General features: G+C 62.0%; 21 protein-coding genes, 2 tRNA genes and 3 rRNA genes. 9 read left to right on the forward strand and 17 right to left on the reverse strand.

All coding sequences use genetic code 11. The annotated features are described in order from the left end of the window. Position 1: 1 nt before the first annotated feature. The 3 genes from LSQ66_RS04260 to LSQ66_RS04270 are packed head-to-tail and all read right to left on the reverse strand — an operon-like array spanning position 2 to position 2,951. Positions 2-718: a phosphoadenylyl-sulfate reductase gene (locus tag LSQ66_RS04260; protein ID WP_231768571.1), complete on the reverse strand. Its 717-nt coding sequence runs from the start codon at positions 716-718 to the stop codon at positions 2-4. Continuing rightward, the gene (locus LSQ66_RS04265) at positions 719-1,267 is read right to left on the reverse strand and encodes a DUF934 domain-containing protein (RefSeq protein ID WP_231768572.1); all 549 of its coding nucleotides are present in this window, start codon (positions 1,265-1,267) and stop codon (positions 719-721) included. Continuing rightward, positions 1,260-2,951, reverse strand: a complete 1,692-nt coding sequence (locus tag LSQ66_RS04270) for a nitrite/sulfite reductase (RefSeq protein ID WP_231768573.1) — start codon at positions 2,949-2,951, stop codon at positions 1,260-1,262. The genes LSQ66_RS04265 and LSQ66_RS04270 overlap by 8 nt, the downstream gene beginning before the upstream one ends. Positions 2,952-3,099: 148 nt before the next feature. Between LSQ66_RS04270 and LSQ66_RS04275 the strand changes: the two genes are divergently transcribed. From LSQ66_RS04275 to LSQ66_RS04285, 3 genes are all read left to right on the forward strand, one after another. Continuing rightward, positions 3,100-4,041: a CysB family HTH-type transcriptional regulator gene (locus LSQ66_RS04275; RefSeq protein WP_231768574.1), complete on the forward strand. Its 942-nt coding sequence runs from the start codon at positions 3,100-3,102 to the stop codon at positions 4,039-4,041. A gap of 3 nt (positions 4,042-4,044) precedes the next feature. After that, the gene (locus LSQ66_RS04280) at positions 4,045-4,689 is read left to right on the forward strand and encodes a class I SAM-dependent methyltransferase (protein ID WP_231768575.1); all 645 of its coding nucleotides are present in this window, start codon (positions 4,045-4,047) and stop codon (positions 4,687-4,689) included. Positions 4,690-4,807: 118 nt separating this feature from the next. Continuing rightward, the gene (locus tag LSQ66_RS04285) at positions 4,808-5,896 is read left to right on the forward strand and encodes a porin (RefSeq protein ID WP_231768576.1); all 1,089 of its coding nucleotides are present in this window, start codon (positions 4,808-4,810) and stop codon (positions 5,894-5,896) included. Between the two features lie 86 nt (positions 5,897-5,982). Here LSQ66_RS04285 and LSQ66_RS04290 read toward each other — a convergent pair whose 3' ends face one another. The 4 genes from LSQ66_RS04290 to LSQ66_RS04305 all read right to left on the reverse strand — a co-directional run bounded on the left by LSQ66_RS04290 (position 5,983) and on the right by LSQ66_RS04305 (position 9,826). Further along, positions 5,983-6,747 (reverse strand): sensor histidine kinase, encoded by a 765-nt coding sequence (locus LSQ66_RS04290; protein ID WP_231768577.1) that lies wholly within the window; start codon positions 6,745-6,747, stop codon positions 5,983-5,985. Between the two features lie 96 nt (positions 6,748-6,843). Then, positions 6,844-7,608 carry a LytR/AlgR family response regulator transcription factor gene (locus LSQ66_RS04295; protein WP_231768578.1) on the reverse strand — a complete coding sequence of 255 codons (765 nt, stop codon included), beginning with the start codon at positions 7,606-7,608 and terminating at the stop codon, positions 6,844-6,846. Positions 7,609-7,671: 63 nt separating this feature from the next. Further along, positions 7,672-9,045: a sensor histidine kinase gene (locus tag LSQ66_RS04300; protein WP_231768579.1), complete on the reverse strand. Its 1,374-nt coding sequence runs from the start codon at positions 9,043-9,045 to the stop codon at positions 7,672-7,674. Positions 9,046-9,397: 352 nt separating this feature from the next. Continuing rightward, positions 9,398-9,826 carry an Lrp/AsnC family transcriptional regulator gene (locus tag LSQ66_RS04305; protein ID WP_231768580.1) on the reverse strand — a complete coding sequence of 143 codons (429 nt, stop codon included), beginning with the start codon at positions 9,824-9,826 and terminating at the stop codon, positions 9,398-9,400. A 275-nt stretch (positions 9,827-10,101) separates the two neighbouring features. Between LSQ66_RS04305 and LSQ66_RS04310 the strand changes: the two genes are divergently transcribed. From LSQ66_RS04310 to LSQ66_RS04335, 6 genes are all read left to right on the forward strand, one after another. Beyond that, positions 10,102-11,632: ribosomal RNA gene (locus LSQ66_RS04310) — 16S ribosomal RNA — on the forward strand. Positions 11,633-11,695: 63 nt separating this feature from the next. Continuing rightward, positions 11,696-11,772: transfer RNA gene (locus LSQ66_RS04315), tRNA-Ile, on the forward strand. A 9-nt stretch (positions 11,773-11,781) separates the two neighbouring features. Then, positions 11,782-11,857 (forward strand) — tRNA-Ala (locus tag LSQ66_RS04320). 169 nt (positions 11,858-12,026) lie between these two features. Further along, positions 12,027-14,900 (forward strand): 23S ribosomal RNA (locus LSQ66_RS04325). Between the two features lie 103 nt (positions 14,901-15,003). Continuing rightward, positions 15,004-15,116 (forward strand): 5S ribosomal RNA (gene rrf / locus LSQ66_RS04330). Together the 16S, 23S and 5S rRNA genes with 2 tRNA genes alongside form the textbook arrangement of a ribosomal RNA operon. 120 nt (positions 15,117-15,236) lie before the next feature. Then, positions 15,237-16,043: a hypothetical protein gene (locus tag LSQ66_RS04335; protein WP_231768581.1), complete on the forward strand. Its 807-nt coding sequence runs from the start codon at positions 15,237-15,239 to the stop codon at positions 16,041-16,043. On the opposite strand, the gene LSQ66_RS04340 is transcribed toward LSQ66_RS04335, so the two are convergent. The 10 genes from LSQ66_RS04340 to LSQ66_RS04385 are packed head-to-tail and all read right to left on the reverse strand — an operon-like array spanning position 16,044 to position 26,043. Further along, positions 16,044-17,489 carry a DHA2 family efflux MFS transporter permease subunit gene (locus LSQ66_RS04340; protein WP_231768582.1) on the reverse strand — a complete coding sequence of 482 codons (1,446 nt, stop codon included), beginning with the start codon at positions 17,487-17,489 and terminating at the stop codon, positions 16,044-16,046. A 60-nt stretch (positions 17,490-17,549) separates the two neighbouring features. Next, complete coding sequence (locus LSQ66_RS04345) at positions 17,550-18,992, reverse strand: cobyric acid synthase (protein ID WP_231768583.1); 1,443 nt, start codon at positions 18,990-18,992, stop codon at positions 17,550-17,552. A gap of 1 nt (position 18,993) precedes the next feature. Further along, positions 18,994-19,863, reverse strand: a complete 870-nt coding sequence (locus tag LSQ66_RS04350; RefSeq protein WP_231768584.1) for a cobalamin-binding protein — start codon at positions 19,861-19,863, stop codon at positions 18,994-18,996. Continuing rightward, a complete protein-coding gene (gene cobD / locus LSQ66_RS04355) occupies positions 19,860-20,840 on the reverse strand; it encodes a threonine-phosphate decarboxylase CobD (RefSeq protein ID WP_231768585.1) in 981 nt (326 codons plus the stop codon). The genes LSQ66_RS04350 and cobD overlap by 4 nt, the downstream gene beginning before the upstream one ends. Next, positions 20,833-21,783, reverse strand: coding sequence for an adenosylcobinamide-phosphate synthase CbiB (gene cbiB, locus LSQ66_RS04360; protein ID WP_231768586.1), 951 nt, complete (start codon positions 21,781-21,783; stop codon positions 20,833-20,835). Before cbiB ends, cobD begins: the two co-directional genes overlap by 8 nt. Continuing rightward, positions 21,777-22,334 carry a bifunctional adenosylcobinamide kinase/adenosylcobinamide-phosphate guanylyltransferase gene (gene cobU / locus LSQ66_RS04365; RefSeq protein ID WP_231768587.1) on the reverse strand — a complete coding sequence of 186 codons (558 nt, stop codon included), beginning with the start codon at positions 22,332-22,334 and terminating at the stop codon, positions 21,777-21,779. The genes cbiB and cobU overlap by 7 nt, the downstream gene beginning before the upstream one ends. Continuing rightward, the gene (locus LSQ66_RS04370; protein ID WP_407659555.1) at positions 22,331-23,626 is read right to left on the reverse strand and encodes a cobyrinate a,c-diamide synthase; all 1,296 of its coding nucleotides are present in this window, start codon (positions 23,624-23,626) and stop codon (positions 22,331-22,333) included. Before LSQ66_RS04370 ends, cobU begins: the two co-directional genes overlap by 4 nt. Next, entirely contained in the window at positions 23,626-24,252 is a 627-nt protein-coding gene (gene cobO / locus LSQ66_RS04375) for a cob(I)yrinic acid a,c-diamide adenosyltransferase (protein WP_231768589.1), read from the reverse strand. The genes LSQ66_RS04370 and cobO overlap by 1 nt, the downstream gene beginning before the upstream one ends. Further along, positions 24,245-25,021, reverse strand: coding sequence for an ABC transporter ATP-binding protein (locus tag LSQ66_RS04380; protein ID WP_231770048.1), 777 nt, complete (start codon positions 25,019-25,021; stop codon positions 24,245-24,247). The genes cobO and LSQ66_RS04380 overlap by 8 nt, the downstream gene beginning before the upstream one ends. Continuing rightward, positions 25,021-26,043 (reverse strand): FecCD family ABC transporter permease, encoded by a 1,023-nt coding sequence (locus LSQ66_RS04385; protein WP_231768590.1) that lies wholly within the window; start codon positions 26,041-26,043, stop codon positions 25,021-25,023. Before LSQ66_RS04385 ends, LSQ66_RS04380 begins: the two co-directional genes overlap by 1 nt. Positions 26,044-26,045 lie beyond the last annotated feature (2 nt).

Raw genomic sequence — 26,045 nt, forward strand, 5'->3', positions numbered from 1 at the left:
CTTACGCCGCCACGGATTTAATGCGAATCAGTTTGCCCTCCACGAAATGCAGGCCGCATTCCTTGGAGTCCGGGTTCTCCCACCACCAGCGGCCGGCGCGCACGTCCTCCCCCGGCTGGATGGCGCGAGTGCAGGGTTCGCAGCCGATGGACGGGTAGCCCTGGTCGTGCAGCGCGTTGTAGGGCACGCCGTTGGCGCGCAGGTAGTCCCACACATCCTGTTCCGACCAGTCGGCCAGGGGGTTGAACTTCACCATGCCGTGCGCCGCGTCCTCCTCCTGAACGGCCAGTTCGGAGCGCGTGGTGGACTGTGCGCGGCGCTGTCCTGTCACCCAGGCCTTCTTGCCTGCCAGTGCGCGGCCCAGGGGCTCGACCTTGCGGATGCGGCAGCATTCCTTGCGCAGGTCGATGCTGTCGTAGAAGCCGTTCACGCCATGCTGGGCGATGTAGCCGTCCACCGCGTCCTGCTGCGGGCGGTACACCGCGATCTCGTAGCCGTAGTGCTCCTTCACGCGGTCCAGCATCGCCAGCGTTTCCTTGTGCAGGCGGCCGGTCTCGAGGGAGAAAATGCCGATGGGGAGCTGTGCCTTCAGGATCAGGTCCGTCAGCACCATGTCTTCGGCGGCCAGGCTGGAGGCGAAAACTGCGGGCGAGAACTCCTGCGCCACCCGTGACAGCGTCGCCTTCGTGTCCGCAACGAGAGTATCCAGGCCGCTCATTCAGATCCCCGCGCCGGCGTCGTTGTGTTCCGCTGGCGTGCCGCGCTGATGGCGGCGGAACAGGGGAATGCGGTTGTCCACCGATGCCTGATAGGTTTCGGAGAAGACGGTCAGGCCTTTCAGTGCGTCCTCGATGCTGCGGTCCGGCCGCGTATCGTAGGCGTCGAAACCCACGCGCTGCATCTGGAACAGCTGGTCGCGCAGCACATCGCCGATGGCGCGCAGCTCGCCCTTGTAGCCGAGCCGCATGCGCAGGTTGAAGGCGATGGAGTAGCCGCGGCCGTCCGTGAACTTGGGGAAGTCCACGGCAATCACGGGGAAGCGCTGCAGGTCTTCCTTCAGCACTTCGGGGCGCTGGTCGGAAGCCAGCCACACGCCGATATCGCCGCGTACAGCGAGGGTTTCGCGCTGTGCCTCCCACACGGCCAGCGGCACGATCACTTTCCCAGCCGGGACTTCCGCGCTTGCCGCTTCCTGGCCCTCGGCCAGGCGCAGCAGCTGCCATTCGTTCCTTACGATGCTGCGGCCCTTGATGATCTGATCAGGCATATTCGTCTTCTCCCACCAGACGGCCGGCTTCGGCGATCGGCGTTGCATATACAAAGTCCTTGAATGGGCCGATGCCCAGGCGCTGCGCGGTGTCCACGAAGCGTTCGTCCGGCGTACGCTCGCGCACATACACCTGCAGCAGGCGGCCGATCACTTCCGGCATCTGCTGCGCCGAGAAGGAGGGGCCGATGATCTTGCCGATGGCAGAGTTGTTGCCCTGCGAGCCGCCGATCGACACCTGGTACCACTCGCTGCCGTCCTTGTCGACGCCCAGCACGCCGATGCTGCCCACGTGGTGGTGGCCGCAGGCGTTGATGCAGCCAGAGATATTCAGTTCGATATCGCCGATATCGTGCAGGTAGTCGATGTGGTCGAAGCGCTCCGCAATCGCGGCCGCAATCGGGATCGACTTGGCATTGGCCAGCGAGCAGAAATCGCCGCCGGGGCAGCAGATGATGTCGGTCAGCAGGCCGATATTCGGCGTGGCCAGGCCTTGCGCCTTGATCTCGGTCCACAGCGCGAAGAGCTTCGACTGCTCCACGTCCGCCAGCACGATGTTCTGTTCGTGCGTCACGCGCAGTTCGCTGAAGCTGTAGCGGTCCGCCAGGTCGGCCATGAAATCCATCTGCTGCGCGGTGGCGTCGCCAGGCGGCACGCCGGTCTTCTTCAGCGACAGCACCACGGCCGCATAGCCCGGCACCTTGTGCGGTTTCACATTGCGCTTCAGCCAGTTGGCGAAGGCCCTGTTGTCCGCATGGGCTGCGGCCACATCGATATTCGGCAGGGTTTCGTAGGCGTGCGGCTGGAAGTAGGCGACCAGGCGCTCCATCTCTTCCAGCGTCAGGGTCTGTTCCGTACCCTTCAGGTCCGCCCATTCCTCTTCCACCTGGCGCGCGAATTCCTCCACGCCCAGCGCTTTCAGCAGGATCTTGATGCGGGCCTTGTACTTGTTGTCGCGGCGGCCGTACTGGTTATACACGCGCATGATCGCTTCCGTGTACGTGAGCAGGTGCTCGCGCGGCAGGAACTCGCGGATCACGCTGCCCAGGATGGGGGTACGGCCCATGCCGCCCCCCACCATGACCTTGAAGCCGATCTCGCCTGCTTCGTTCTTCACCACCGTCAGGCCGATGTCGTGCACGGCGATGGCCGCGCGGTCTTCGAGTGCGCCGTTGATGGCCACCTTGAACTTGCGGGGCAGGGCCAGGAATTCGGGATGGAAGGTGGACCACTGGCGCAGCACTTCCGCATAAGGGCGCGGATCGATGATCTCGTCCGCCGCCACACCGGCGTACTCGTCCGAGGTCACGTTGCGGATGCAGTTGCCCGAAGTCTGGTTGGCGTGCATCTCCACCGAGGCCAGGTCGGCCAGGATGTCCGGCGTCTGCTCCAGCTCGATCCAGTTGAACTGGATGTTCTGGCGCGTGGTGAAGTGGCCGTAGCCGCGGTCGTACTTGCGGGCAATGTGCGCGAACATGCGCATCTGCTTCGACGAGAGCAGGCCGTACGGCACCGCAATGCGCAGCATGTAGGCGTGGCGCTGCATGTAGAGGCCGTTCTGCAGGCGCAGCGGCAGGAATTCCTCTTCCGTCAGCTCACCGGCAAGGCGGCGGCGCACCTGGTCGCGGTATTGCGCGATGCGTTCCTGCACGATGAGATGGTCGTATTGATCGTATTGATACATGCTTCTAGTCCCAAAAGGCTCCCCAAAGTAGATTCAATAGTAATAAACTCAAGCTTTATTCCAAACGACTTAGTCTTTATTTGCTTATATACGGATAGGGCATAAGCAACAGCGTAAAATACGGCCTGGGGAAGCCAACGGGACAGCAATGAACCTTCATCAACTGCGATTTGTACGGGAAGCCGTACGCCAGAACTACAACCTGACGGACGCCGCCAAGGCGCTGTTTACCTCCCAGCCGGGGGTATCCAAGGCCATCATCGAGCTCGAAGAGGAGCTGGGCGTGGATATCTTTACCCGGCATGGCAAGCGCATCCGGGGCCTGACCGAGCCGGGGCGGCTGGTGCTGGAGTCGGTGGAACTGATCATGCAGGAGATCGACAGCCTGAAGCGGATCGGCAAGGAATACGCCGCCCAGGACAGCGGCAGCTTCACCATCGCCACCACCCACACGCAGGCCCGCTATACGCTCCCCAAGGTGGTGCAGGCCTTCATGCAGAAGTTCCCCAAGGTGCGCTTGTCCTTATTGCAAGGAAACCCCCGCCAGATCGCCGAGATGGTCCAGCGCGACCAGGCCGACCTGGCCATCGCCACCGAATCCATCGCCGGGGTGGACGGGCTGATCACGCTGCCCTGCTACCAGTGGGAGCACGTGGTGGTGGTGCCGCCGGAGCATCCGCTGCTGAAGCTGAAGGCCGTGACCCTGGAAGACATTGCCTCCCATCCTGTCATCACCTATGACAGCGCCTTCGCGGGCCGCAGCAAGATCGACCATGCCTTCACCCTGCGCGGCCTGAAGCCGGACGTGCTGCTCGAGGCCATCGATGCGGACGTGATCAAGACCTATGTGGAGCTGGGCATGGGCATCGGCATCATCGCGGGCATGGCCTTCGACCAGGAGCGCGACCGCAACCTGCGCGCCATTTCCGTCGGCCACCTGTTCGGCATGAACGTGTCGCGCGTGGCCGTGAAGCAGGGCGCTTACCTGCGCTCCTATATCTATACCTTTATCGAACTGCTGGCGCCTACGCTGAACCGCAAACTGATCGAGCAGGCCATGCGGGGCGAGCAGGAACACTACGAGCTGTAAATCATGAATCACGAAACATTGGCAAAGTATTACGCTGTCCATGCGGACAACTACGAAAACGTCTACCTCAAACCCGAACGCCAGGCCGACCTGGCGGCGCTGAAAGTCCGCCTGGCGGAGCTGTTGCGCGGGCATAAGGTCCTGGAGATTGCCTGCGGCACGGGCTACTGGACCGAGGCCTTCGCTGCCACGGCCGATTCGGTCCACGCCGTCGACCTGAATCCGGAAATGCTGGCGCAGGCCCAGGCGCGCGGGATGCAGGGCGTTACCTTTGCCCAGGCGGACGCGTTCGACCTGCCGCCCGCAGTCGGAGAGTACACCGCTGTCTTCGCGGGCTTCTGGTGGTCCCACGTCAAGCGCGAGGAACAGGAGCGCTTCATCGCCCAACTGCGCGCAAAACTCGGCAAGGACATATTGCTGGTGCTGCTCGATAACTGCTACGTGGACGGCAGCAGCCTGCCCATCGCCCGCACCGACGCGGAAGGCAACACCTACCAGCTGCGTGACACGGCGGGCGGCGAACGCTTCGAGATCGTCAAGAACTTCCCCACCGACAGCTTCCTGCGCAAGAAGCTGGCGGCCGGTGTGCGCGAGATCCGCATCGAACGCTCCACTTACTACTGGCTTCTGAGCTGCCGCCTCAAGTAAAGCTGCGAAATTACAACAACTTGTTGATGTCATATTGTTGAAGTATTTGCCGGGCAAGATACGCCCCGGTAGATCCAAGGCGATCACTAAGTCCTTAAACTTCAATCGAGATCATCAAGTGAAAAAAATTACTCTGGCAGCACTGGTTATGGGGGCGTTCGCCGCCTCGGCACAAGCGCAATCGAACGTTACGATTTATGGCGTGGTGGATGCGGGCCTGGTCCGTGAAAGCGGCGGCGCCGCAGGCAGCCTGACCAAGGTGACCAGCGGCATCGGCAGCCAGTCGCGCCTCGGTTTCCGCGGCACCGAAGACCTGGGCAACGGCCTGTCCGCCATCTTCACCCTGGAAGCGGGCTATCGCCTGGACGACGGCTCCCTGGACAACACGAGCAACGCGCTGTTCAACCGCCAGGCCCTGGTCGGCCTGAAGAGCAAGGATCTGGGCACCATCACCCTGGGCCGCCAGTACAACCCGCTGTACAACGCCCTGAGCCAGGTTGGCGACCCCTTCGGCGCAGGCTACGCCGGCAATGCCAAGAACCTGTTCCCCACCGGCGGCGTGAACACCCGCGTCAGCAACGCCATCGTCTACAGCACTCCAGTGGCACAAGGCTTCTCGGCCGATGTGCTGTATGCGCTGGGCGAGCAGGCTGGCGACAGCACCGCAGGCCGCCAGTTCTCCGTGGGCTTCAACTACGCCCAGGGCAACCTGAACGCCCGCCTGGTCTACAACAACCGCAACAACGACACCGTTGCTTCGGGCACCACGCCTGCCGCCAACCGCGAGGACGGCAAGAACACCCTGCTGGCCGCCAACTACAACTTCGGCGTCGTGAAAGCCTTCTTCGCCTATGAGCGCGACAAGGGCCTGAACAGCTCCCCGATCCCTGTTGCCAACGCCTACGGCTACAAGGTGGCGCCGAAAGCATCGACCGACGCGGCCGACACCCTGATCGGCCTGACCGCTCCGCTGGGCAACGGCACGCTGATGGCGTCCTACATGAACAAGAACGACAAGACCGCGAACAACCAGGACGCCAACCAGTGGGCCCTGGGCTATTCCTACAGCCTGTCGAAGCGTACGACCACCTATGTGGCTTACGCGAAGCTCAAGAACAAGAACGGCGCCGGCTACACCGTTGGCAACAACAACGAAGCAGGCAGCGGCGACAAAGCCTTCAACCTGGGCATTCGCCACTCGTTCTAATCACCAGCTGATGCGAGGGCGCCTGGAGGGCGTCTGACTTTGGTGCCGTCCGGCGCAAGCCGGGCGGCATTTTTTTTATCCGAGCCTCAATCCCCCGCCATCGTCACATTCCGTGCCGGATTCATCGGGATATGCACGGCGATGCGGGTGCCTTGAGGCCCGCCGGTGACGGCCAGGGTGCCGCGCAGGGCGCGCACGCGCTCCCCCATTCCCAGCAGGCCGAGCGAAGAGGTCTTGCCCATCTCCGCCTGCTGGATGCCGCGCCCGTCGTCCTCGATCACGATCACAAAGGAGTGGTCGCTGTGCAGCAGCGTCAGGCGCACGCTCTGCGCCCTGGCATGCCGCACGGTGTTGGTCAGCGCCTCCTGCACGATGCGGAAGACGGCCGTGCTCAATTGCTCGTCGAATTCAAGGTCCGATTCGCTGGCATCGAGCAGGCAGATAAGCCCGTAGCGTTCCTCGAAATCGCGGCACAGCGACTGCAGCGCGTAGAAAAGCCCGCCCTCGTCCAGCGCCATGGGACGCAGGTTGGCCGCGATGCGCCGCAGCGAAGTGATGGCGGACATGAGCTGGCGGTCCATGCCTTCGAGCAGGGCGCGCGCGCCCGCATCGCCCGGATGCCGCTGCAGCAGCAAGGTCATGTCGACCCGCAAGGCTCCAAGCAGCTGCCCCAGGTCGTCGTGCAGTTCGCGCGCGATGAAGGCGCGTTCCTCTTCACGGATTCTTTCGAGGGTGTGGTCGGTGTTGCGGCGCCCGCTGCCGCGCGCGCGCACCAGGACAGGCTGGCGCCGCGACAGCCAGCGCACCGCCGCCACGAGGACGGCGCCAAGCAGCAAACGGTTTGGACGCATGGGACCCTCCGCCGGCCGCATGCAAGGCGGCCTTGAATCGACCGTAATACAGCCAGCGAAGAGGGAATTGATGTGGCGCAGGGCGCGCCACGAGGCTTACATCTGCTTGAACAGGTGCAGGAAGCTGCGGCTAACTTCCAGCTTGTCCGGGCGGCCCTTGATCATCACCAGGTGGCGGCCGCGGATATCGCGCGTGACGCCTTCGATGGCGTTCACGTTCACCAGCGTTGCGCGGTGAATCTGCCAGAAGAGGGAAGGGTCCAGCTCCTCGGCCAGGTCGCGCACGGGTTTGCGGATCAGGGCTTCGAACTTGTCGGTCTGCACGCAGGTGTATTTTTCGTCGGAACGGAAGAAGAGGATTTCCTCCACCGGAATCATGCGCAGGTCCTGGCCGATGCTGGCCTGGATCCATTGCAGGAATTTCGGTTTCGGCGTCGCGATCTTCTCTGCCAGCTGCGACAGCATGGCCGTCACGCTCGCGTTCACGTCGCCACCGGCGGGGACCTTCTCGCGGTTCTTGAGGCGGTCCACGGTGATCTTCAGGCGTTCCTGCTCGGGCGGTTTCAGCACGTAGTCGACGGCGCCGCGCTCGAAGGCCTCCACGGCATAGGCATCGTAGGCCGTCACGAACACGATCTGGCTCTTGTTGCCGATCTCCGCCGCCGCCTCCATGCCGGTCTTGCCGGGCATGCGGATGTCGAGGAAGGTGTAGTCCGGCTTCAGTTCGTCGACCAGCGCAACGGCCTCCTCGCCATTCTTCGCCTCGCCCACAATCTCCAGCTCCGGCCACACCTGGCCCAGGCGCATGCGCAACTGGTCGCGCATCAATCGTTCGTCGTCAGCAAGAATGGCAGTTGGCATGGTTCGGCAGGTATCAAAAACAGAAGCCAATTATTCAATGAATCGGCGCTCCGCGCAATCTCTTCATGCGGGCTGATTCGTGGACAGCTGATAGGGCACTTCGATGATCGCAATCACGCCGCTTGGGCTGTTCGGTTCGATCGTCAGCTTGCCCTGGTCGCCGTGCAGCAGTTTCAGGCGCTCGCGGATGGTCATCAGGCCCAGTCCCGTGCCGTCGCTCGGCTTGGCGCCGAAGCCCAGGCCATCGTCGGCGACGGTCACGCGCAGCTTGCTGTGCGCCACCTCGGCGCGTACCTTCAGCGTGCCGCCTTCCGGCTTGCCTTCGAGGCCGTGTTTGATCGCATTCTCCACCATGGACTGCAGCATCATGGGCGGGAAGGCGGCGGTGCGCAGGCCATCCGGAATTTCGAAGTCGATGGTCAGGCGCTCTTCCATGCGCATTTTCAGCAGGGCCAGGTAGGCGGCCACCATGTCGGCCTCGCGGCCGAGGTTGGTGATCAGGGCGTTGTCGCGCATCTGCGGCAGCACGGCGCGCAGGTATTTGATGAGGCTGCGCTGCATGGCCGAGGCCCGCGGCGGATCGGTTTCGATCAGGTGCTCGACGGAGGCCAGTGTATTGAACAGGAAATGTGGCTCCACCTGCGCCTGCATCATCTGCATTTTCGCTTCGCTCAGCTGGCGCTGCATGGACTCGCGCTCGGCGTTGGCGTTGGCCGACTGGGTTTCCGCCTCCGCCTTCTTCTTGCCGCCCACCAGGGCCTTCATGCCGAACAGGGCCAGCACCAGCAGGGTCACGAAGCTCGTAAACCAGGTCGACGCCTGCTTGTGATAACGGGAAACCTTCTCTTCAGCCGCGTTGTCCACCGCTTCTTCCAGCGCGTTGGACAGTTCCTCGCCGATCTGGGGCGGCAGTTCGATATGCACCTCTTCGCCCGGCAGGGCTGGCGGGGCAGGGCGCGCTGCAGGGGCAGCCGGGGCGGCAGGGGCAGCTGGGGCCGCGGGAGCCGCTGGAGCTGCCGGCGCGGCGCCTGGCGCGCCATCGGCCTCCGGAACCTCGGGGATGGCAGGCGTTTCTCCGTCTTCGGGGCGGCTGGAGGGATCGCCATGTTCGCTGGACATATCCACCGGCGGCGCAGGCTCCTTTTCCTTGCGCACCTTGCCGCGCGGATTGAAGTGGATGCCACTGTCGTCGATCACGATGTTGGTGTCGGCGGAATTCGAGTGGCGCTTGTGCGACTTGATAACAATGTCTTCCGACGGGCCGGACGAGAACAGCTCATCCTGGAGGATGGACGCGGCAATCATGGCCAGCGCGGCGAAAAGGAAGAACTTCCACCACGACAGCTGGGTTACCCACACGGCAGTGCGGTCAAATCCCTTGTGCAGCCAGGCCAGCAACTGCTTCAGCGTTTCTTGGATTTTAGGCGTCGGAAACATGAGGTCTTTCGATAATGCAATTCAGATTGACGTAACTGTACGTCTCCGACCGAGCTTGCGCCAGAGGCGTGCGACAGTCTGCACAAAGTGATGCCTGAAACGTGCACAAACGTCCTGCGCCGACTGCGCGCACATATAGCTGAACTGCTACAAATGCAGTACAAATGGATACAAACTGCGATTAGCGCAGTCTTCGGGACGAAAGCCCTCACTTTGTACTGAAACGGGCACAAAATTCTGGCGACAAGCTTGCCAAACGCGGCGTTCTTGCCCGTATTCTTTCCTTGTCCCAATGTTGTGTGAACAGTTTTAAGCCCTGCCGGCGCAGAGAAGCTGCTGGCAGGCAATTTTTTTAGTGCAGGTCGATTTCGCGCAGCACGAAGCGGCTGTGCGTATCCTGAACCCCGCCCGTTGAGCGCAGCGCTTCGATCACCCTGACGAAGCCGTCCTGGTTGACGCAGGCCACGCGCAGGCAATAATCGTAGTTGCCTGCCACGAGGGAGGCGCTCACGATGTCGGGAATGGTGCGGACGGCAGACTCGAACTGCAAGGCGGAGACGTCCGGCTTGAGTTTGATGTCCACGAGGGCCTGCAGGGTGACGCCGAGGGCGGCGGGATCGATCCGCGCCTTGAAGCCCTTGATGGCTCCGGACTCGACCAGGCGGCGCACCCGATCGGCCACGGCGTTCGGGCTGAGAAAGACCTTGGCCGCGACATCGCGGTAGCTCATGCGGCCGTCGGCGCTGAGCAGTTTGATAATGTCCCGGTCGATTCTGTCCATGTCCCAGATATTACCCCCGCTTTCTGTAGCGGCAAAGCAAAAAAGGGCTTGACGCCCCTCTGGGCGGGCGGCATAATCTCGTTTCTCTGCTTCACGAACACAACGCTTCGTGAGACACAGCAGGATCTTTAAAAATTAACAGTCGATAAGTGTGGGCGTTTGAAGAAGTGCACGGAGCTTAGGCTTCGATGCTCAAATAATAGCTTCAAACGTTCACAAGAAATATGTCAGTATTTTGAGTGAATGACCCGGCAGAAATGCCGAAAACAGAGATTGAACTGAAGAGTTTGATCCTGGCTCAGATTGAACGCTGGCGGCATGCTTTACACATGCAAGTCGAACGGCAGCGCGGGCTTCGGCCTGGCGGCGAGTGGCGAACGGGTGAGTAATGTATCGGAACGTACCCAAGAGTGGGGGATAACGTAGCGAAAGTTACGCTAATACCGCATACGATCCAAGGATGAAAGCGGGGGACCTTCGGGCCTCGTGCTCCTGGAGCGGCCGATATCTGATTAGCTAGTTGGTGAGGTAAAGGCTCACCAAGGCGACGATCAGTAGCTGGTCTGAGAGGACGACCAGCCACACTGGGACTGAGACACGGCCCAGACTCCTACGGGAGGCAGCAGTGGGGAATTTTGGACAATGGGGGCAACCCTGATCCAGCAATGCCGCGTGAGTGAAGAAGGCCTTCGGGTTGTAAAGCTCTTTTGTCAGGGAAGAAACGGCTGTGGCTAATATCCACGGCTAATGACGGTACCTGAAGAATAAGCACCGGCTAACTACGTGCCAGCAGCCGCGGTAATACGTAGGGTGCAAGCGTTAATCGGAATTACTGGGCGTAAAGCGTGCGCAGGCGGTTTTGTAAGTCTGTTGTGAAATCCCCGGGCTTAACCTGGGAATGGCAATGGAGACTGCAAGGCTGGAATCTGGCAGAGGGGGGTAGAATTCCACGTGTAGCAGTGAAATGCGTAGAGATGTGGAGGAACACCGATGGCGAAGGCAGCCCCCTGGGCTAAGATTGACGCTCATGCACGAAAGCGTGGGGAGCAAACAGGATTAGATACCCTGGTAGTCCACGCCCTAAACGATGTCTACTAGTTGTCGGGTCTTAATTGACTTGGTAACGCAGCTAACGCGTGAAGTAGACCGCCTGGGGAGTACGGTCGCAAGATTAAAACTCAAAGGAATTGACGGGGACCCGCACAAGCGGTGGATGATGTGGATTAATTCGATGCAACGCGAAAAACCTTACCTACCCTTGACATGGCAGGAATCCTGGAGAGATCTGGGAGTGCTCGAAAGAGAACCTGCACACAGGTGCTGCATGGCTGTCGTCAGCTCGTGTCGTGAGATGTTGGGTTAAGTCCCGCAACGAGCGCAACCCTTGTCATTAGTTGCTACGAAAGGGCACTCTAATGAGACTGCCGGTGACAAACCGGAGGAAGGTGGGGATGACGTCAAGTCCTCATGGCCCTTATGGGTAGGGCTTCACACGTCATACAATGGTACATACAGAGGGCCGCCAACCCGCGAGGGGGAGCAAATCCCAGAAAGTGTATCGTAGTCCGGATTGTAGTCTGCAACTCGACTGCATGAAGTTGGAATCGCTAGTAATCGCGGATCAGCATGTCGCGGTGAATACGTTCCCGGGTCTTGTACACACCGCCCGTCACACCATGGGAGCGGGTTTTACCAGAAGTAGGTAGCTTAACCGTAAGGGGGGCGCTTACCACGGTAGGATTCGTGACTGGGGTGAAGTCGTAACAAGGTAGCCGTATCGGAAGGTGCGGCTGGATCACCTCCTTTCTAGAGTCGCACGGACTCAAACGTTCACACTTATCGGCTGTTAGTAGAAGAAGAAACGAGCGCGGGTCTGTAGCTCAGCTGGTTAGAGCACCGTGTTGATAACGCGGGGGTCGTTGGTTCGAGCCCAACCAGACCCACCAAGTACATACGGGGGATTAGCTCAGCTGGGAGAGCACCTGCTTTGCAAGCAGGGGGTCGTCGGTTCGATCCCGTCATCCTCCACCACTGCTTTTATGTAAGGTCCGAACCTTAGATAAAAGTAGTACTCGTTCTTTAACAATCTGGAAGAAGTAAAGTTTTATTAAGCGCACACAGCAATGTGTGTACTTAGGGTAGTAGTAAAACTCATCAAACACAGTAGTAAATGCTTGAACTATAGCCGTCAAGGTTATAGGGACAAGTGAATAAGTGCACATGGCGGATGCCTTGGCGATTACAGGCGATGAAGGACGTAGAAGTCTGCGATAAGCTTCGGGGAGCTGACAAACAAGCATTGATCCGAAGATTTCCGAATGGGGAAACCCGGCCTTTTAGGTCATCGTTAGCTGAATACATAGGCTAACGAAGCGAACGCGGCGAACTGAAACATCTAAGTAGCTGCAGGAAAAGAAATCAACCGAGATTCCCAAAGTAGTGGCGAGCGAAATGGGAAGAGCCTGTACGTGATAGTCGAGCTGATAGTGGAACCACCTGGAAATGTGGGCCATAGCGGGTGATAGCCCCGTACACGAAATCAGAACGGTGGTACTAAGCGTACGACAAGTAGGGCGGGACACGAGAAATCCTGTCTGAAGATGGGGGGACCATCCTCCAAGGCTAAATACTCGTAATCGACCGATAGTGAACCAGTACCGTGAGGGAAAGGCGAAAAGAACCCCGGGAGGGGAGTGAAATAGATCCTGAAACCGTGTGCATACAAACAGTCGGAGCCTCTTCGTGGGGTGACGGCGTACCTTTTGTATAATGGGTCAGCGACTTACATTCAGTGGCGAGGTTAACCAGATAGGGGAGCCGTAGAGAAATCGAGTCCGAACAGGGCGCCAGTCGCTGGGTGTAGACCCGAAACCAAGTGATCTACCCATGGCCAGGTTGAAGGTGCGGTAACACGCACTGGAGGACCGAACCCACTAATGTTGAAAAATTAGGGGATGAGCTGTGGGTAGGGGTGAAAGGCTAAACAAACTTGGAAATAGCTGGTTCTCTCCGAAAACTATTTAGGTAGTGCCTCAAGTATCACCACCGGGGGTAGAGCACTGTTATGGCTAGGGGGTCATCGCGACTTACCAAACCATTGCAAACTCCGAATACCGGTGAGTGCGAGCTTGGGAGACAGACGTCGGGTGCTAACGTCCGGCGTCAAGAGGGAAACAACCCAGACCGCCAGCTAAGGTCCCAAAGATTGGCTAAGTGGAAAACGAAGTGGGAAGGCTAAAACAGTCAGGATGTTGGCTTAGAAGCAGCCATCATTTAAAGAAAGCGTAATAGCTCACTGATCGAGTCGTCCTGCGCGGAAGATGTAACGGGGCTAAGCCAGTCACCGAAGCTGCGGATATCCGTAAGGATATGGTAGGAGAGCGTTCTGTAAGCCTGCGAAGGTGTCTTGTAAAGGATGCTGGAGGTATCAGAAGTGCGAATGCTGACATGAGTAGCGATAATGCGGGTGAAAAGCCCGCACGCCGTAAGCCCAAGGTTTCCTGTTCAACGTTCATCGGAGCAGGGTGAGTCGGCCCCTAAGGCGAGGCAGAGATGCGTAGCTGATGGGAAGCAGGTTAATATTCCTGCACCGTCGTATGATGCGATGGGGGGACGGATCGCGGAAGGTTGTCTAGCTGTTGGAATAGCTAGTTTCTGGTTCATAGAAGGCGCTTAGGCAAATCCGGGCGCGGAATTCAAGGGACTGGGACGAGCGAGCTTGTCTCGCGAAGCAATCGGAAGTGGTTCCAAGAAAAGCCTCTAAGCTTCAGTCATACGAGACCGTACCGCAAACCGACACAGGTGGGCGAGATGAGTATTCTAAGGCGCTTGAGAGAACTCGGGAGAAGGAACTCGGCAAATTGGTACCGTAACTTCGGGAAAAGGTACGCCTCGGTAGCTTGACCACTTTACTGTGGAAGGGCGAAAAGGTTGCAATAAACTGGTGGCTGCGACTGTTTAATAAAAACACAGCACTCTGCAAACACGAAAGTGGACGTATAGGGTGTGACGCCTGCCCGGTGCTGGAAGATTAAATGATGGGGTGCAAGCTCTTGATTGAAGTCCCAGTAAACGGCGGCCGTAACTATAACGGTCCTAAGGTAGCGAAATTCCTTGTCGGGTAAGTTCCGACCTGCACGAATGGCGTAACGATGGCCACACTGTCTCCTCCCGAGACTCAGCGAAGTTGAAGTGTTTGTGATGATGCAATCTACCCGCGGCTAGACGGAAAGACCCCATGAACCTTTACTGTAGCTTTGCATTGGACTTTGAACCAATCTGTGTAGGATAGGTGGGAGGCTTTGAAGCGGGGACGCCAGTTCTCGTGGAGCCAACCTTGAAATACCACCCTGGTTTGTTTGAGGTTCTAACCTTGGCCCGTAATCCGGGTCGGGGACAGTGCATGGTAGGCAGTTTGACTGGGGCGGTCTCCTCCTAAAGTGTAACGGAGGAGTTCGAAGGTACGCTAGGTACGGTCGGACATCGTGCTAATAGTGCAATGGCATAAGCGTGCTTAACTGCGAGACCGACAAGTCGAGCAGGTACGAAAGTAGGACATAGTGATCCGGTGGTTCTGTATGGAAGGGCCATCGCTCAACGGATAAAAGGTACTCTGGGGATAACAGGCTGATTCCTCCCAAGAGTTCATATCGACGGGGGAGTTTGGCACCTCGATGTCGGCTCATCACATCCTGGGGCTGTAGCCGGTCCCAAGGGTATGGCTGTTCGCCATTTAAAGTGGTACGTGAGCTGGGTTTAAAACGTCGTGAGACAGTTTGGTCCCTATCTGCCGTGGGCGTTGGAAATTTGAAGGGGGCTGCTCCTAGTACGAGAGGACCGGAGTGGACGAACCTCTGGTGTACCGGTTGTCACGCCAGTGGCATTGCCGGGTAGCTAAGTTCGGAAGAGATAACCGCTGAAAGCATCTAAGCGGGAAACTTGCCTTAAGATGAGATTTCCCGGAGCCTTGAGCTCCTTGAAGGGTCGTTCGAGACCAGGACGTTGATAGGTCAGGTGTGGAAGTGCAGTAATGCATTAAGCTAACTGATACTAATTGCCCGTACGGCTTGTCCCTATAACCTTGACGGTTATGTGCATTTACCAGTGTTTGAGAACACTACCCTCTACTTCTTCCAGATTCAGGCTGCCGCGACACCGCTGCAGCCGTACAAGTCATGCCTGATGACCATAGCAAGTCGGTCCCACCCCTTCCCATCCCGAACAGGACCGTGAAACGACTCTGCGCCGATGATAGTGCTGCAACCAGTGTGAAAGTAGGTTATCGTCAGGCTGTTATTCCCAAAAAGCCCCATCGCCTGAACGCGCTCTAGATCGCGCTCAGTGCTGATGGGGCTTTTTTCCTATTCCACTTTCCGTGCTACCATCCGGCAACTTCCCCGATGGAGAGCATATGAAAACAGCGCTTCTGGCCATTCTGGCCATGGCCGCAGTCACGCCTGCGGAGCAGGCCATGTACTCGGGCCGCTTCAATGACGCTTATGCCGCGGTCGACAAGGGGCTGCAGGCCAAACCCGATTCGAAGCACCGCTTCGAGCTGCTCCTGCAGCGTGTCCGTACGCAGCAGATCGCCCGCCTTTCCGGTGTGGCCACATCCGACGAACCTGCGACCGTCAAGGCGCTGCTGGCCGAGGCAAAGCATCTGCCAGCCGAAATGCAGGCCAAGGCCCGCCACGCCGAACTGGTGTCCACCTACTTCCGCCGTCTGACTGGCGCCGAAAAGGGCGACTTCATGTCCCTTCAGCCTTCCTTCGCAGCGGTGGCCAAGGAGTTGAAGGACCCTTGCAGCAAGGCCGATGCGCTCTTCTTCAGTGGCCTGATGTACCAGGTGTCCGACCAGGTTCCGGCTTCCGCGCCCGATCTTGAGCAGGCCTATGCTGCAGCAAAATCGGCTTCCTGCGATCTCGAACTCTCCTATGTCGTGCGCCACCTCGGTGAACTGGCGGAGGCGAAGGGAGACATGGCCGAAGCGGCCACGTATGCCGAGGAGAGCCTGGCGATCCGCAAGCGCATCAAGTTCGACGTCTTCGTGCCTTACTCGCTGCTCCAGACCGCGAGCGTCGCCGAGAAACGGGGCGATGCTGCGAAGGCGGCCGCTGATCGCGCAGAGGCCTTGGGCATGGCCCAGCGTTTGCATCTGCCTGCGCAGGAACAGGCTGCGCGCAACGCCATCGCAGAGGCGAAGAAGCCGGCAAAGTAATCAGGCGTCCGGCGGCGACTGCGCTTCCGTCGTGGCGGTCGCCATCTTGGCCGAGCCGCTGATGCTCGCTCCATCCTCCTTCCGCAGCAGCCAAAAGATCGCGGAAGACAGGATGGTGAGCACCGCCAGGGTCAGGAAGGCGTCATGCAGCGCCTCCGTCAGCAGCACCCTGTCGGACTGCGGCACGTCGCCCAGATACCATCCCGTAATCAGCGAGCCAGCCGCCAGGCCGAAGCTCATGGACAGCTGCTGCATGGAGCTGGCGATGGTGCTCGCCATGCTCGACTCCTTCTGCTCAACGTCCGCATAGGCGATGCTGTTCATGCTGGAGAACTGCAGCGAATTGAAGAAGCCGAGGCACAGGCTGATCGCCACGATCGCATAGAGCGGCGTTCCCGCGTGCACGAAGGAGTACATGCTGATGGTGATCCCGATCAGCACCGTGTTCACCACCAGCACCTGGCGGTAGCCGAAGTGCGCGAGCACGCGCACAGAAATGAATTTCATGCCCATGGCCGCCGCCGCGGAAGGCATCATCAGCAGGCCCGATTTCCACGCGGGCAGGCCAAGGCCCAACTGGTAGAGCAGCGGCAGCAGGAAGGGCAGGCCGCCTACACCAAGCCGGGTGAGGAAGCCGCCAACCACGGAGATGCGGAAGGTGCGGATGCGGAACAGTTCGAGCCGCAGCAGGGGATGGTCGTCGCGCCGGGCATGGAGGAAGTAGGCGAGCAGCAGAAAACCCGCGATGGCAAAGAGCACCGTGGCCGATGTCACATCGATGCGGTGCTCGCCGAAGATTTCGAGCAGCCAGGAAAGCAACGCAATCCCCGCGCCGAACAGGATCAGTCCCATGACGTCCAGCGGGCGCGGATGCTCGTCGCGGTAGTCCGGCATATAGCGCCAGGCGAGGTAGATGGCCGCGACGCCTACAGGCACATTGATGAAGAAGATCTCGCGCCAGGAAAGCCAGTGCACAATCAGGCCGCCCACCGTGGGGCCCAGCAGGGGACCGATGAGCGCCGGAATGATCACGAAATTCATGGCCGACAGTAGTTCGGCCTTGGGGAAGGTGCGGATGATGGTGATGCGCCCGACCGGCATCATCATCGCGGCGCCGAAGCCTTGCAGCAGGCGCGCCGCCACCAGCATGGGCGTATTCACGGACAGTCCGCACAGGATGGAGGCGATGGTGAAGATGACGACCGCCGTCATGAAGACCCGCCGCGTGCCGAAGCGGTCCGCCATCCAGCCGCTCACGGGAATGGCGACGGCAAGGCTCAGGATATAGCTTGTGACGACGGACTTGAGGCTGAGCGGCGTAACACCGAGGCTGACCGCCATGGTGGGCACCGCCGTATTGACGATGGTGGAGTCCAGCTGCTCCATGAAGAGGGCCGTGGCAACGACCCATGGCAGATAGCGTTTGGTGAAGTCGGAACTGGACATTGGCAGCGCGCTTTCCTCGATCGGCCTATTGTTCCACAAATGGCCGAACCGGGTTGCGCGCTACCTCGGCTTCAGCAGGGCATCGAGCAGGGGCTGCGTGGCATCGGCGAGGCGTTCCAGGCTCGCCTCGCGCAGCGCGGCCGTGTCGACAGCATAGTCCGAGGAAAGGCCCGCCCAGTCGAGCAGCGCCTTGCAGGCCTGGGGCGTGTCGAAGACGCCATGGAGGTAGGTGCCCAGCACCTGCCCATCCGGGGACAGTGCGCCTTCCGGACGGCCTGCGATGCGGAAGGCGGGGCGGTCCAGCGCAGCGCCGCTCGAAACACCCATATGGATCTCATAGCCCGCCACCGTCGCGTCGGCAAAGAGGCACTCGCCCGCAACCTGCTCCAGCCTTTTCTCCTGCGTCAGCGTGGTGTGCATGTCCAGCAGGCCGAGCGCGGCGGATTCGCCCGCTTCGCCTTCCACGCCAAAGGGGTCGCGCACGCTGCGGCCCAGCATCTGGAAGCCCCCGCAGATGCCCATCACTTTGCCGCCATAACGCAGATGCCTTGCGATCTGGCTCGGCCAGCCCTGGGCTTCCAGCCAAGCCAGGTCGCGCCGCGTGTTCTTGCTGCCGGGGAGGACGATCAGGTCCGATGCGGGAATGGGTTCGCCTTCGCGCACGAAGCGCAGGTCCACGTCGGGATGGGCGCGCAATGCATCGAAATCGGTATGGTTGCTCATGCGCGGCAGGCTTGGAACGGCAATGCGGAAGGCGCCGCGCTGCGCCTGCACCGCCTGCACCGCATCCTCGGCATCGAGGAAGAGACCGTGGAGATAGGGCAGAACCGCCAGCACCGGCTTGCCCGTCTGCTGTTCCAGCCAATCGAGGCCCGGTTCCAGCAGCTTGATGTCGCCCCGGAAGCGGTTGATCACGAAGCCCACGATGCGTTTGCGCTCGGATTCGGAAAGGCATGAGAGCGTTCCCACGATATGTGCGAACACGCCGCCGCGGTCGATGTCCGCCACCAGCACCACGGGGCAATCCACGGCTTCCGCAAAGCCCATGTTGGCGATGTCGCGGTCGCGCAGATTGATTTCGGCGGGGCTTCCGGCGCCTTCCACAATGACCGCTTCGTACTGCTGCAGCAGCCGCTGGTGCGATTCCAGCACAGCGCCCATTGCGACGGTCTTGTACTGGTGATAGTCGCGCGCATTCATTTCGGCGCGCACCTTGCCGTGGATGATGACTTGCGCGCCGATATCGCTGGAGGGCTTGAGCAGCACCGGGTTCATGTCCGTATGCGGCGCAAGGCCTGCGGCAGTCGCCTGCAGGGCCTGGGCGCGGCCGATCTCGCCGCCATCCGCCGTCACGGCGCTGTTGAGGGCCATGTTCTGCGGCTTGAAGGGCGCCACACGCACTCCCTGGCGCTTCAGCAGGCGGCAGAGCGCCGCAACCACTGTGCTCTTGCCTGCGTCCGAAGTCGTTCCCTGCACCATCAGGGTGGAGTAAGGAAATGCCATCTCAATTCTTCCTGTGCTGGCGCGCCTGTTCCAGCTTTTCGCACAGCATGGCCGTGCCCTCGATCATGCGCGGGCCTGCGCGGTTCAGCAGGTTGCCGTCCACCGTGAACAGATTGCCCTGGCGCGTGGCCTGAAGCTGGGTGTACGGCCGCCACAGATTGACACCGCCATAGTTCTTTTCCGCCGTGCCGAATACCGCTTCAGGATCTTCCTGCAGTACCGCTTCGATGCTTACGACCGGCGCCGTCACCTTGAGGTTGGCGAAGATGTTGACGCCGCCGCAGACCTTCAGTGCGTCGCTCACGATGTGGGCGCCGTTCAGCGTGTACAGCGGCTTGTCCCACACCTGGTAGAAGGTGCGCACCGGCGGACGGTTCGCGTACTGCGCACGCAGCGCGGCCAGCTTGCGGCGCAAGGCATCGGCCGCCGCTTCCGCTGCCGTTTCGGTTCCCATCAGCTTCCCCATGCTGACCAGGTTGTCCGCAATGCGGTCCAGGTTCTTCGGCGTGCTGTGGAACATGGGGTAGCCCAGCTTGCGCAGCTGCTCCAGCTGCCGTTCCGAGCTGCCGTGGCGCCAGATCACGATGAGGTCCGGCTTCATGGCGACCACGCGCTCGATGTCGATCTCGCGGTTGTCGCCGATGCGCGGAATGCTGTTCGCCGCTTCAGGATAATCGCTGTAGTTCACTGCGCCCACGATCTTGCTCCCCGCTCCGGCCGCGAAGATCAGCTCCGTGACGTGGGGCGCCATGGCAATGACGCGTTGCGCGGGCTTTTGCAGCGTAACTGCCTTGCCGTCGTCGTCGATAACGGTAACCGCACCATGGACCTGTGCCGACACCAGCAGGGCGGCGAATATGAGCTTCTTCATCGTGAACTCCAATCTGTGAGTGCTTGCTGGAGGCGTACCCAGCCCGTTTCATCTGGCGGCAGGCCAAGGCGGATGCCGCGGCCCGCCTCGCGGAACAGGCGTACCCAGATGCCGCGCTGCGCCATATGTTCGTGAAAGGCCTCTGCTTCCGGTTCCGGCCACCACTGGAAGAGCGCTGTGCCGCGGGATTCGATACCGTGCGCGCCGAGGAGCGCGCGCAGGCGCTCGCCTTCGCTGGCGAGGCGTTCCCGTGTGGCCGCTTGCCATGTCCGGTCGCGCAGGGCGCGGCTGGCAATCTGCTGCGCGGGGCCGCTCACTGTCCACGGCCCTAGCAGTTCCGCGAGCTGTGCGAGAAGGCCCGGCGCTGCGGCAACGAAGCCGAGGCGCAACCCTGCCAGTCCGAAGAACTTGCCGACCGAACGCAAAACGATAAGGCCCTCGCGCGCTGCGCAGTCCACCACGCTGTGCGTGCCGCCGGTGTCGGCGAACGCCTCGTCCACGACCAGCCAGCCACCGCGCGCCGCCAGCCGCCCAGCCCAGTCCAGGAGCTGCGCGCGCGGCACGGTGTCGCCCGTCGGGTTGTTTGGATTGCACACTACGAGCACATCGCATCCGTCCAGCGAGGCATGGAGATCGGCATAGGGAACCTGCCGGACGGTGTGGCCATGCTGCGCCCAATGGTGTGCATGTTCGGCGTATGAGGGAGCTGCGATGACGATGCGCGACGCAGGCCGCAGCCGGGGCAGGGCCTGTATCGCCGCCTGTGTTCCCGCAACGGGCAGCATTGCAGGCGCGCCGTAGAAGGCGCACGCTGCCTCCACCAGCGCAGGATCGCTCTCCGGCAGCCTGTGCCAGGCATCTGGCGTCAATGCGGGAACCGGATACCAGGCCGGGTTGATGCCGGTTGAGAGATCGAGCCAATCGCTGCGGCCATAGCGCAGCGCCGCTTCGCGGAGGTTGCCGCCGTGTTCAGGCATGCCAGACTCCAAATGCGATGATGGCGCAGAACAGCGCAAGGCCCAGCCAGAGCAGGGTGGCCAGCGCCACAAGCTGCCATGCGCGGCGGATGTCGGCCGCCTCCGCCTCCATGCCCATGCCGAGGGGCGGACGCTGTTCGAGCTCACCGTCGTAGACTGCGGCGCCGCCGAGCGCCAGGCCGAGGGCCCCAGCCCCGGTGGACATCACCGGCCCGGCGTTCGGGCTGCTCCATTGCGGCGCCTGCGTACGCCAGCAGTACAGTGCGCGCAGCCTGGCCTTTCGCCCGGGCGCCAGCAGCACGTAGGAGAGGGCGGTGAGCCGCGCTGGAATGTAGTTCAAGGCATCGTCGATGCGCGCCGCCACTCGGCCAAACTCCAGGAAGCGCGGACTGCGGTAACCCCACATCGCGTCCAGCGTGTTCGCGAGGCGGAACAGCACCGCCCCGGGACCGCCCGCGACGGCAAACCAGAAAAGCGTACCGAACACCGCGTCGTTGCCATTTTCCAGCAGGGACTCCGTGCTGGCCTTGGCGAGATCGGAGGCGCTTGCTCCCTGCGTGTCGCGGCTGACGATGCGGGCCGTGAGCTCGCGGGCGGAGGGAAGATCTCCGGCGCGCAGGGCCTCGGCAATGGGGAGGTTATGTTCGCGCAGGCTGCGCAGGCCTATGCAGAGGTAGAGCAATACCGCGTGCGCCGCCAGTCCCATGGGGGATTGGCACAGCAGGACACTCGCTGCCGTGATGGGAAGTACCGCCAGCGCCCAGCCCAGCGCACCGCGCGCAATCCGGGCGCCCGCCTTGTTCAGCGACCGCTCGATGGCGTTTGCCAGCCGCCCGAAACCCACCAGCGGATGCAGGCGGCGCGGCTCGCCCAGCAGCAGGTCGAGAACGACGCCTGCCGCCATCAGCATCGCCACGACAGGCCAGCTCCATCCGTTTAGCATGCGGACCCCTTGAGTTGCAGCGGCAGCCCGGCGGCGACGAAGACGGCGCGGTCGCAGAGCGCGGCCAGCGCCTGATTGAGGCGTCCCGCTTCGTCGGCGAAGGCGCGCGATACCGCACCGAAAGGCACGATGCCCAGGCCGACCTCGTTCGAAACCAGCAGCACGTCGCCTTGTTGCCCCGCCAGTTCTTGCAGGAGCGCTGCGCGTTCCAGGTGAAAGCGCGGCGGCAGGTCGATACGTCCTATGTCGGGATACTGCGTGCCATCCGAGAACAGCAGATTGCTCAGCCAGAGCGTCAGGCAGTCCACCAGCACCACCCTTTCAGGCGCACGCCACTGCCGCAGCGCATCGGCAAGGGCCAATGGCTCCTCGACGGTGCGCCAATGCGCGGGCCGGTCGGCGCGGTGCCGGGCGATACGCTCCGCCATTTCCGCATCGCCCGCGTGGCCGGTGGCGATATACACGGCTTCCTTGCCGGATGCGGCAGCGAGCCTCTCCGCATACGCGCTCTTGCCGGACCGTGCGCCGCCGAGGATCAGTGTCCGGCTCATACGTCCTCCCTCAGGAACAGCGCAGCGGTGGCGGCGGGATTCGATGGGAAATAGGCGTGGAAGTAGGATGCGCGCAGCGAACCGGCGCGGTACAGGGCCTCTCCTTGCGCGCCGTTCGGCTGCTTCAATGTGTACCCAGCTGGCTCCGCCGGGCTGTCTAGACGCGAATAGTGGAAGGTGTGGCCGCGCAGGAGGCCGTGGGCAGTCGGCATGGATTGGGGGCCAAGTCCGGCCAGCCTTGCCTGCATGGTCACGGTGCCTGGCAGAAGACCCGCCATCGGCCAGCTCGCGCCACCCTTGTCCACCAGCTGTTCGGCAAGCGCCATCATGCCGCCGCATTCGGCATAGATCGGCATTCCCGCGGCGTGGGCTTCGCGAACGGAGGAGCGCCACTGCACCGCCCCGCTCAGGCGGGCGGCATGCAGTTCGGGGTATCCCCCGGGCAGGTACAGCGCGTCGGCGTCTGCGGGCACCGCATCGTTTGCAAGGGGGGAGAAGTAGCGCAGCTGCGCGCCCATGGATTCGAGGAGCCGCAAGTTCGACGGATAAAGGAACATGAATGCCGCGTCGCGCGCGATGGCTATGGTGCGCCCAGCCAGAGGCACCCCGGCCGCTGGCGAAGACGCGGGCGGCGTGAACTGGATGGGGGCGAGGTTTTCGAACGCCGCTTCGTCGAACGCAAGCTGTTCGGCCAGTTCATCGAGCAGCGCGTCGATACCGGCGACTTCGTCCGGCAGCACGAGCCCAAGATGGCGTTCGGGCAGCGCGCGTGCCTGTTTCGGCAGGGAGGCCAGCAGCGGCACGCCGCGCAGCGAGGAGGACACCATGGCCGCGTGGCCCGCACTGCCAATGCGGTTGGCAACCACGCCCGCCAGGTCGACCGGCCCATAGTCGCGCAGGCCCTGCACCAGGGCTCCCGCCGTCTGTGCCATGGCGCCCGCATCGATCACGGCCAGCACGGGAACGCCAAATTCGCGCGACAGATCGGCTGCGGAAGGCGTTCCGTCGTACAGGCCCATCACGCCTTCGATCAGGATGGCATCCGCTTCCTGTGCCGCTTCGGCCAGCAGCTTTGCGCACCGTTCGCGGCCCACCATCCAGAGGTCAAGGGACTCCACCGGCGCCCCGCTGGTCCTCGCCAGCACCATGGGGTCGATAAAATCCGGACCGCATTTGAATACGCGCACGGAACGCCCGCTGCGCACCAGCTTGCGCGCCAGCGCAGCCGTGACGGTCGTCTTGCCCTGGCCGGAGGATACGGCGGCGATCAGCAAGGCGCGCGCAGCCGGCATTACCATTCCACTCCGGCCTGGGCGCCAATGCCTGCCTTGAAGGCATGCTTGACCACGTTCATTTCGGTGACCGTGTCCGCGACGGCGATCAGCTCGGGCGGTGCGCCGCGGCCTGTGACGACGGCATGCTGCATCTCGGGGCGGTCGAGCAGGTCGGCAATCACCGTGTCGACATCCAGGTAGCGGTACTTCAATGCGATATTCAGTTCGTCCAGCACGACGAGGCCGATACCCGGATCGGTAAGGAAGCGCCTGGCCTGTGCCCATGCCGCCTGCGCCTTCTCGATGTCGCGTTCGCGGTTCTGGGTTTCCCAGGTATAGCCTTCGCCCATGGCGTGGAACTCGATCTCGTCCGGGAAGCGGCGCAGGAACTTCTCTTCGCCCGTGGACATGGCGCCCTTGATGAACTGGACAACGCCAACCTTCATGCCGTGCCCCATGGCGCGGATCGCCATGCCGAAGCCGCTGGAGCTCTTGCCCTTGCCGTTTCCGGTGTTGACGATGACGATGCCGATTTCCTTGTCGGCCGCTGCGATCTTCGCGTCGATGATGGCCTTCTTGCGTTCCATCCGTACGCGGTGGCGCTCGTTCAGCGCCGCGGTTTCTTCCGGTGTCAGTTCATTCATGGCTTGCCTCCGAGGGGATGAAGATGCTGCGCGCTCCGTGCCGTACAAGTTCTATGGGGTGGTCGAGATACTCGCTCAGGATGGCGGGCTGCATCACCTCCGCCACCGTACCGGCCAGCCAGCGGCCGTCGCCCATGAGGAGCAGCGCATGCGTGGAAACGCTGTGCGCCAGGGTCAGGTCGTGGCCCACCATCACCACGGTCTTGCCTTGCTGCCTGCACAGCTTCGCCAGCAGGCCCATGACGCTCACCTGGTGCGCCAGGTCGAGGGCATTGGCCGGTTCGTCCAGCAGCAGGATGGGCGTATCCTGGGCCAGCATGGCGGCAATGGCGACGCGCTGCCTTTCGCCGCCGGACAGCGTGCGTACATCGCGGTCCGCGAGATGATCCACTTCCATCGCTGCCAGAGAACGCATGGCAATATGGTGGTCGTCGCTGTCTTCCCAGTAGCGGTTCGCATGATAGGGATGGCGCGCGGACAGTACGGTTTCGATCACGCTGTAGGCGAAGGCGTCGCTGCGGCCCTGGGCCAGGAAGGCGCGGGTGCGCGCCAGTTCGTCCAGCGGCCAGTCGTCCAGTGGGCGGCCGCGGACCAGCACCTGCCCGGCATCGGGTTGGCGCAGTCCGGCCAGCGCGCGGAGCAGGGTGCTCTTGCCCGCGCCGTTGCGGCCGATAACGCTCCAGCACTCGCCTTCGCCGACCTGCCAGTTCAGGCCCTGGGCGAGAAGGCGTGCGCCGATGCGCAGTTCGAGCTGGGAAGCGGCAATCATCATTTCCTCAGCCGGTGAAGTTGATAGAGAAAGACCGGCGCCCCGATCAGGGCCGTGATCACACCGACCGGCAACTGCTGGGGAGCGATGACGGTGCGTGCCAGCGTGTCGGCCAGCACAAGATACGCTCCGCCAGTCAGCGTGGCGGCAGGAATCAGCAAGCGGTGGTCAGGACCGAAGGCGAAGCGGATCGCGTGCGGAATGATCAAGCCCACGAAGCCCACGCTGCCAGCCGTGGTCACGGCGCTGGCGGTAAGCAGGCCCGAGATGAAGAACAGTCCCTTGCGCAGAGCGCCGACACGGATGCCCAGCGTGGACGCAGCTTCCGCGTGCAGGGCCATGACGTTCATGGCGCGCGCATTGCGCAAGGCGAAGACCAGGCCTGCCGCCAGGACGATCCAGGGAAGCCAGCGCAGCGGCGCGCCTGCGAGGTCGCCGATCAGCCAGAACACCATGTTGCGCAGCTGGTTCTCCGGCGCGACGGACAGCATCAGCGTCACCAGCGCCGCGCACAGTGCGGAAAGAATGACCCCGGTGAGCAGCAGCAGCGCGGTTCCGCCTTCGGCGGCCGCTCCGCTGCGCAGATCGCGCCGCGCCAGCAGGTACAAGAGCATGGAAATGGCGACCGCGCCGCCAAAGGCGCTCAGGTCCACGGCCCATGCTGTGGCCATCAGCATGAGGGCAGCCAGGGCGCCAACGGCCGATCCGGACGAAATGCCCAGTACGTAAGGGTCAGCCAGGGGATTGCGCAGGAGGGCCTGCATCATCACGCCAGCAAGCGACAGGGCCGCGCCGGTCACGAAGGCGGTCAGTGCGCGGCTTGCGCGCAGTTCGAGCAGGGTGGCGGCCATGGAAGCGGGGCCGCCGTTCAGGAGTTCCCCTATCGCGCCGGGAATGTCGGCCAGCGGAACGCTGACCGATCCGGTCATGCCTGCGAAAACGATGCTGGCCAGGGAAGCGGCCAGCAGCCCGGCCGTAATCAGGCCGGTCCGGTTGCGCAGGCTGGCGGACAGGGGATGCATGA

The organism is Massilia endophytica, assembly GCF_021165955.1.
GTDB lineage: Bacteria > Pseudomonadota > Gammaproteobacteria > Burkholderiales > Burkholderiaceae_D > Rugamonas > Rugamonas endophytica.

What these genes read in the sequence shown, in the direction of transcription:
- LSQ66_RS04260 (WP_231768571.1), bottom strand. Translation starts at nt 718, where the DNA reads ATGAGCGGCCTGGATACTCTCGTTGCGGACACGAAGGCGACGCTGTCA.
- LSQ66_RS04265 (WP_231768572.1), bottom strand. Translation starts at nt 1,267, where the DNA reads ATGCCTGATCAGATCATCAAGGGCCGCAGCATCGTAAGGAACGAATGG.
- LSQ66_RS04270 (WP_231768573.1), bottom strand. Translation starts at nt 2,951, where the DNA reads ATGTATCAATACGATCAATACGACCATCTCATCGTGCAGGAACGCATC.
- LSQ66_RS04275 (WP_231768574.1), top strand. Translation starts at nt 3,100, where the DNA reads ATGAACCTTCATCAACTGCGATTTGTACGGGAAGCCGTACGCCAGAAC.
- LSQ66_RS04280 (WP_231768575.1), top strand. Translation starts at nt 4,045, where the DNA reads ATGAATCACGAAACATTGGCAAAGTATTACGCTGTCCATGCGGACAAC.
- LSQ66_RS04290 (WP_231768577.1), bottom strand. Translation starts at nt 6,747, where the DNA reads ATGCGTCCAAACCGTTTGCTGCTTGGCGCCGTCCTCGTGGCGGCGGTG.
- LSQ66_RS04295 (WP_231768578.1), bottom strand. Translation starts at nt 7,608, where the DNA reads ATGCCAACTGCCATTCTTGCTGACGACGAACGATTGATGCGCGACCAG.
- LSQ66_RS04300 (WP_231768579.1), bottom strand. Translation starts at nt 9,045, where the DNA reads ATGTTTCCGACGCCTAAAATCCAAGAAACGCTGAAGCAGTTGCTGGCC.
- LSQ66_RS04305 (WP_231768580.1), bottom strand. Translation starts at nt 9,826, where the DNA reads ATGGACAGAATCGACCGGGACATTATCAAACTGCTCAGCGCCGACGGC.
- LSQ66_RS04335 (WP_231768581.1), top strand. Translation starts at nt 15,237, where the DNA reads ATGAAAACAGCGCTTCTGGCCATTCTGGCCATGGCCGCAGTCACGCCT.
- LSQ66_RS04340 (WP_231768582.1), bottom strand. Translation starts at nt 17,489, where the DNA reads ATGTCCAGTTCCGACTTCACCAAACGCTATCTGCCATGGGTCGTTGCC.
- LSQ66_RS04345 (WP_231768583.1), bottom strand. Translation starts at nt 18,992, where the DNA reads ATGGCATTTCCTTACTCCACCCTGATGGTGCAGGGAACGACTTCGGAC.
- LSQ66_RS04350 (WP_231768584.1), bottom strand. Translation starts at nt 19,863, where the DNA reads ATGAAGAAGCTCATATTCGCCGCCCTGCTGGTGTCGGCACAGGTCCAT.
- cobD (WP_231768585.1), bottom strand. Translation starts at nt 20,840, where the DNA reads ATGCCTGAACACGGCGGCAACCTCCGCGAAGCGGCGCTGCGCTATGGC.
- cbiB (WP_231768586.1), bottom strand. Translation starts at nt 21,783, where the DNA reads ATGCTAAACGGATGGAGCTGGCCTGTCGTGGCGATGCTGATGGCGGCA.
- cobU (WP_231768587.1), bottom strand. Translation starts at nt 22,334, where the DNA reads ATGAGCCGGACACTGATCCTCGGCGGCGCACGGTCCGGCAAGAGCGCG.
- LSQ66_RS04370 (WP_407659555.1), bottom strand. Translation starts at nt 23,626, where the DNA reads ATGCCGGCTGCGCGCGCCTTGCTGATCGCCGCCGTATCCTCCGGCCAG.
- cobO (WP_231768589.1), bottom strand. Translation starts at nt 24,252, where the DNA reads ATGAATGAACTGACACCGGAAGAAACCGCGGCGCTGAACGAGCGCCAC.
- LSQ66_RS04380 (WP_231770048.1), bottom strand. Translation starts at nt 25,021, where the DNA reads ATGATTGCCGCTTCCCAGCTCGAACTGCGCATCGGCGCACGCCTTCTC.
- LSQ66_RS04385 (WP_231768590.1), bottom strand. Translation starts at nt 26,043, where the DNA reads ATGCATCCCCTGTCCGCCAGCCTGCGCAACCGGACCGGCCTGATTACG.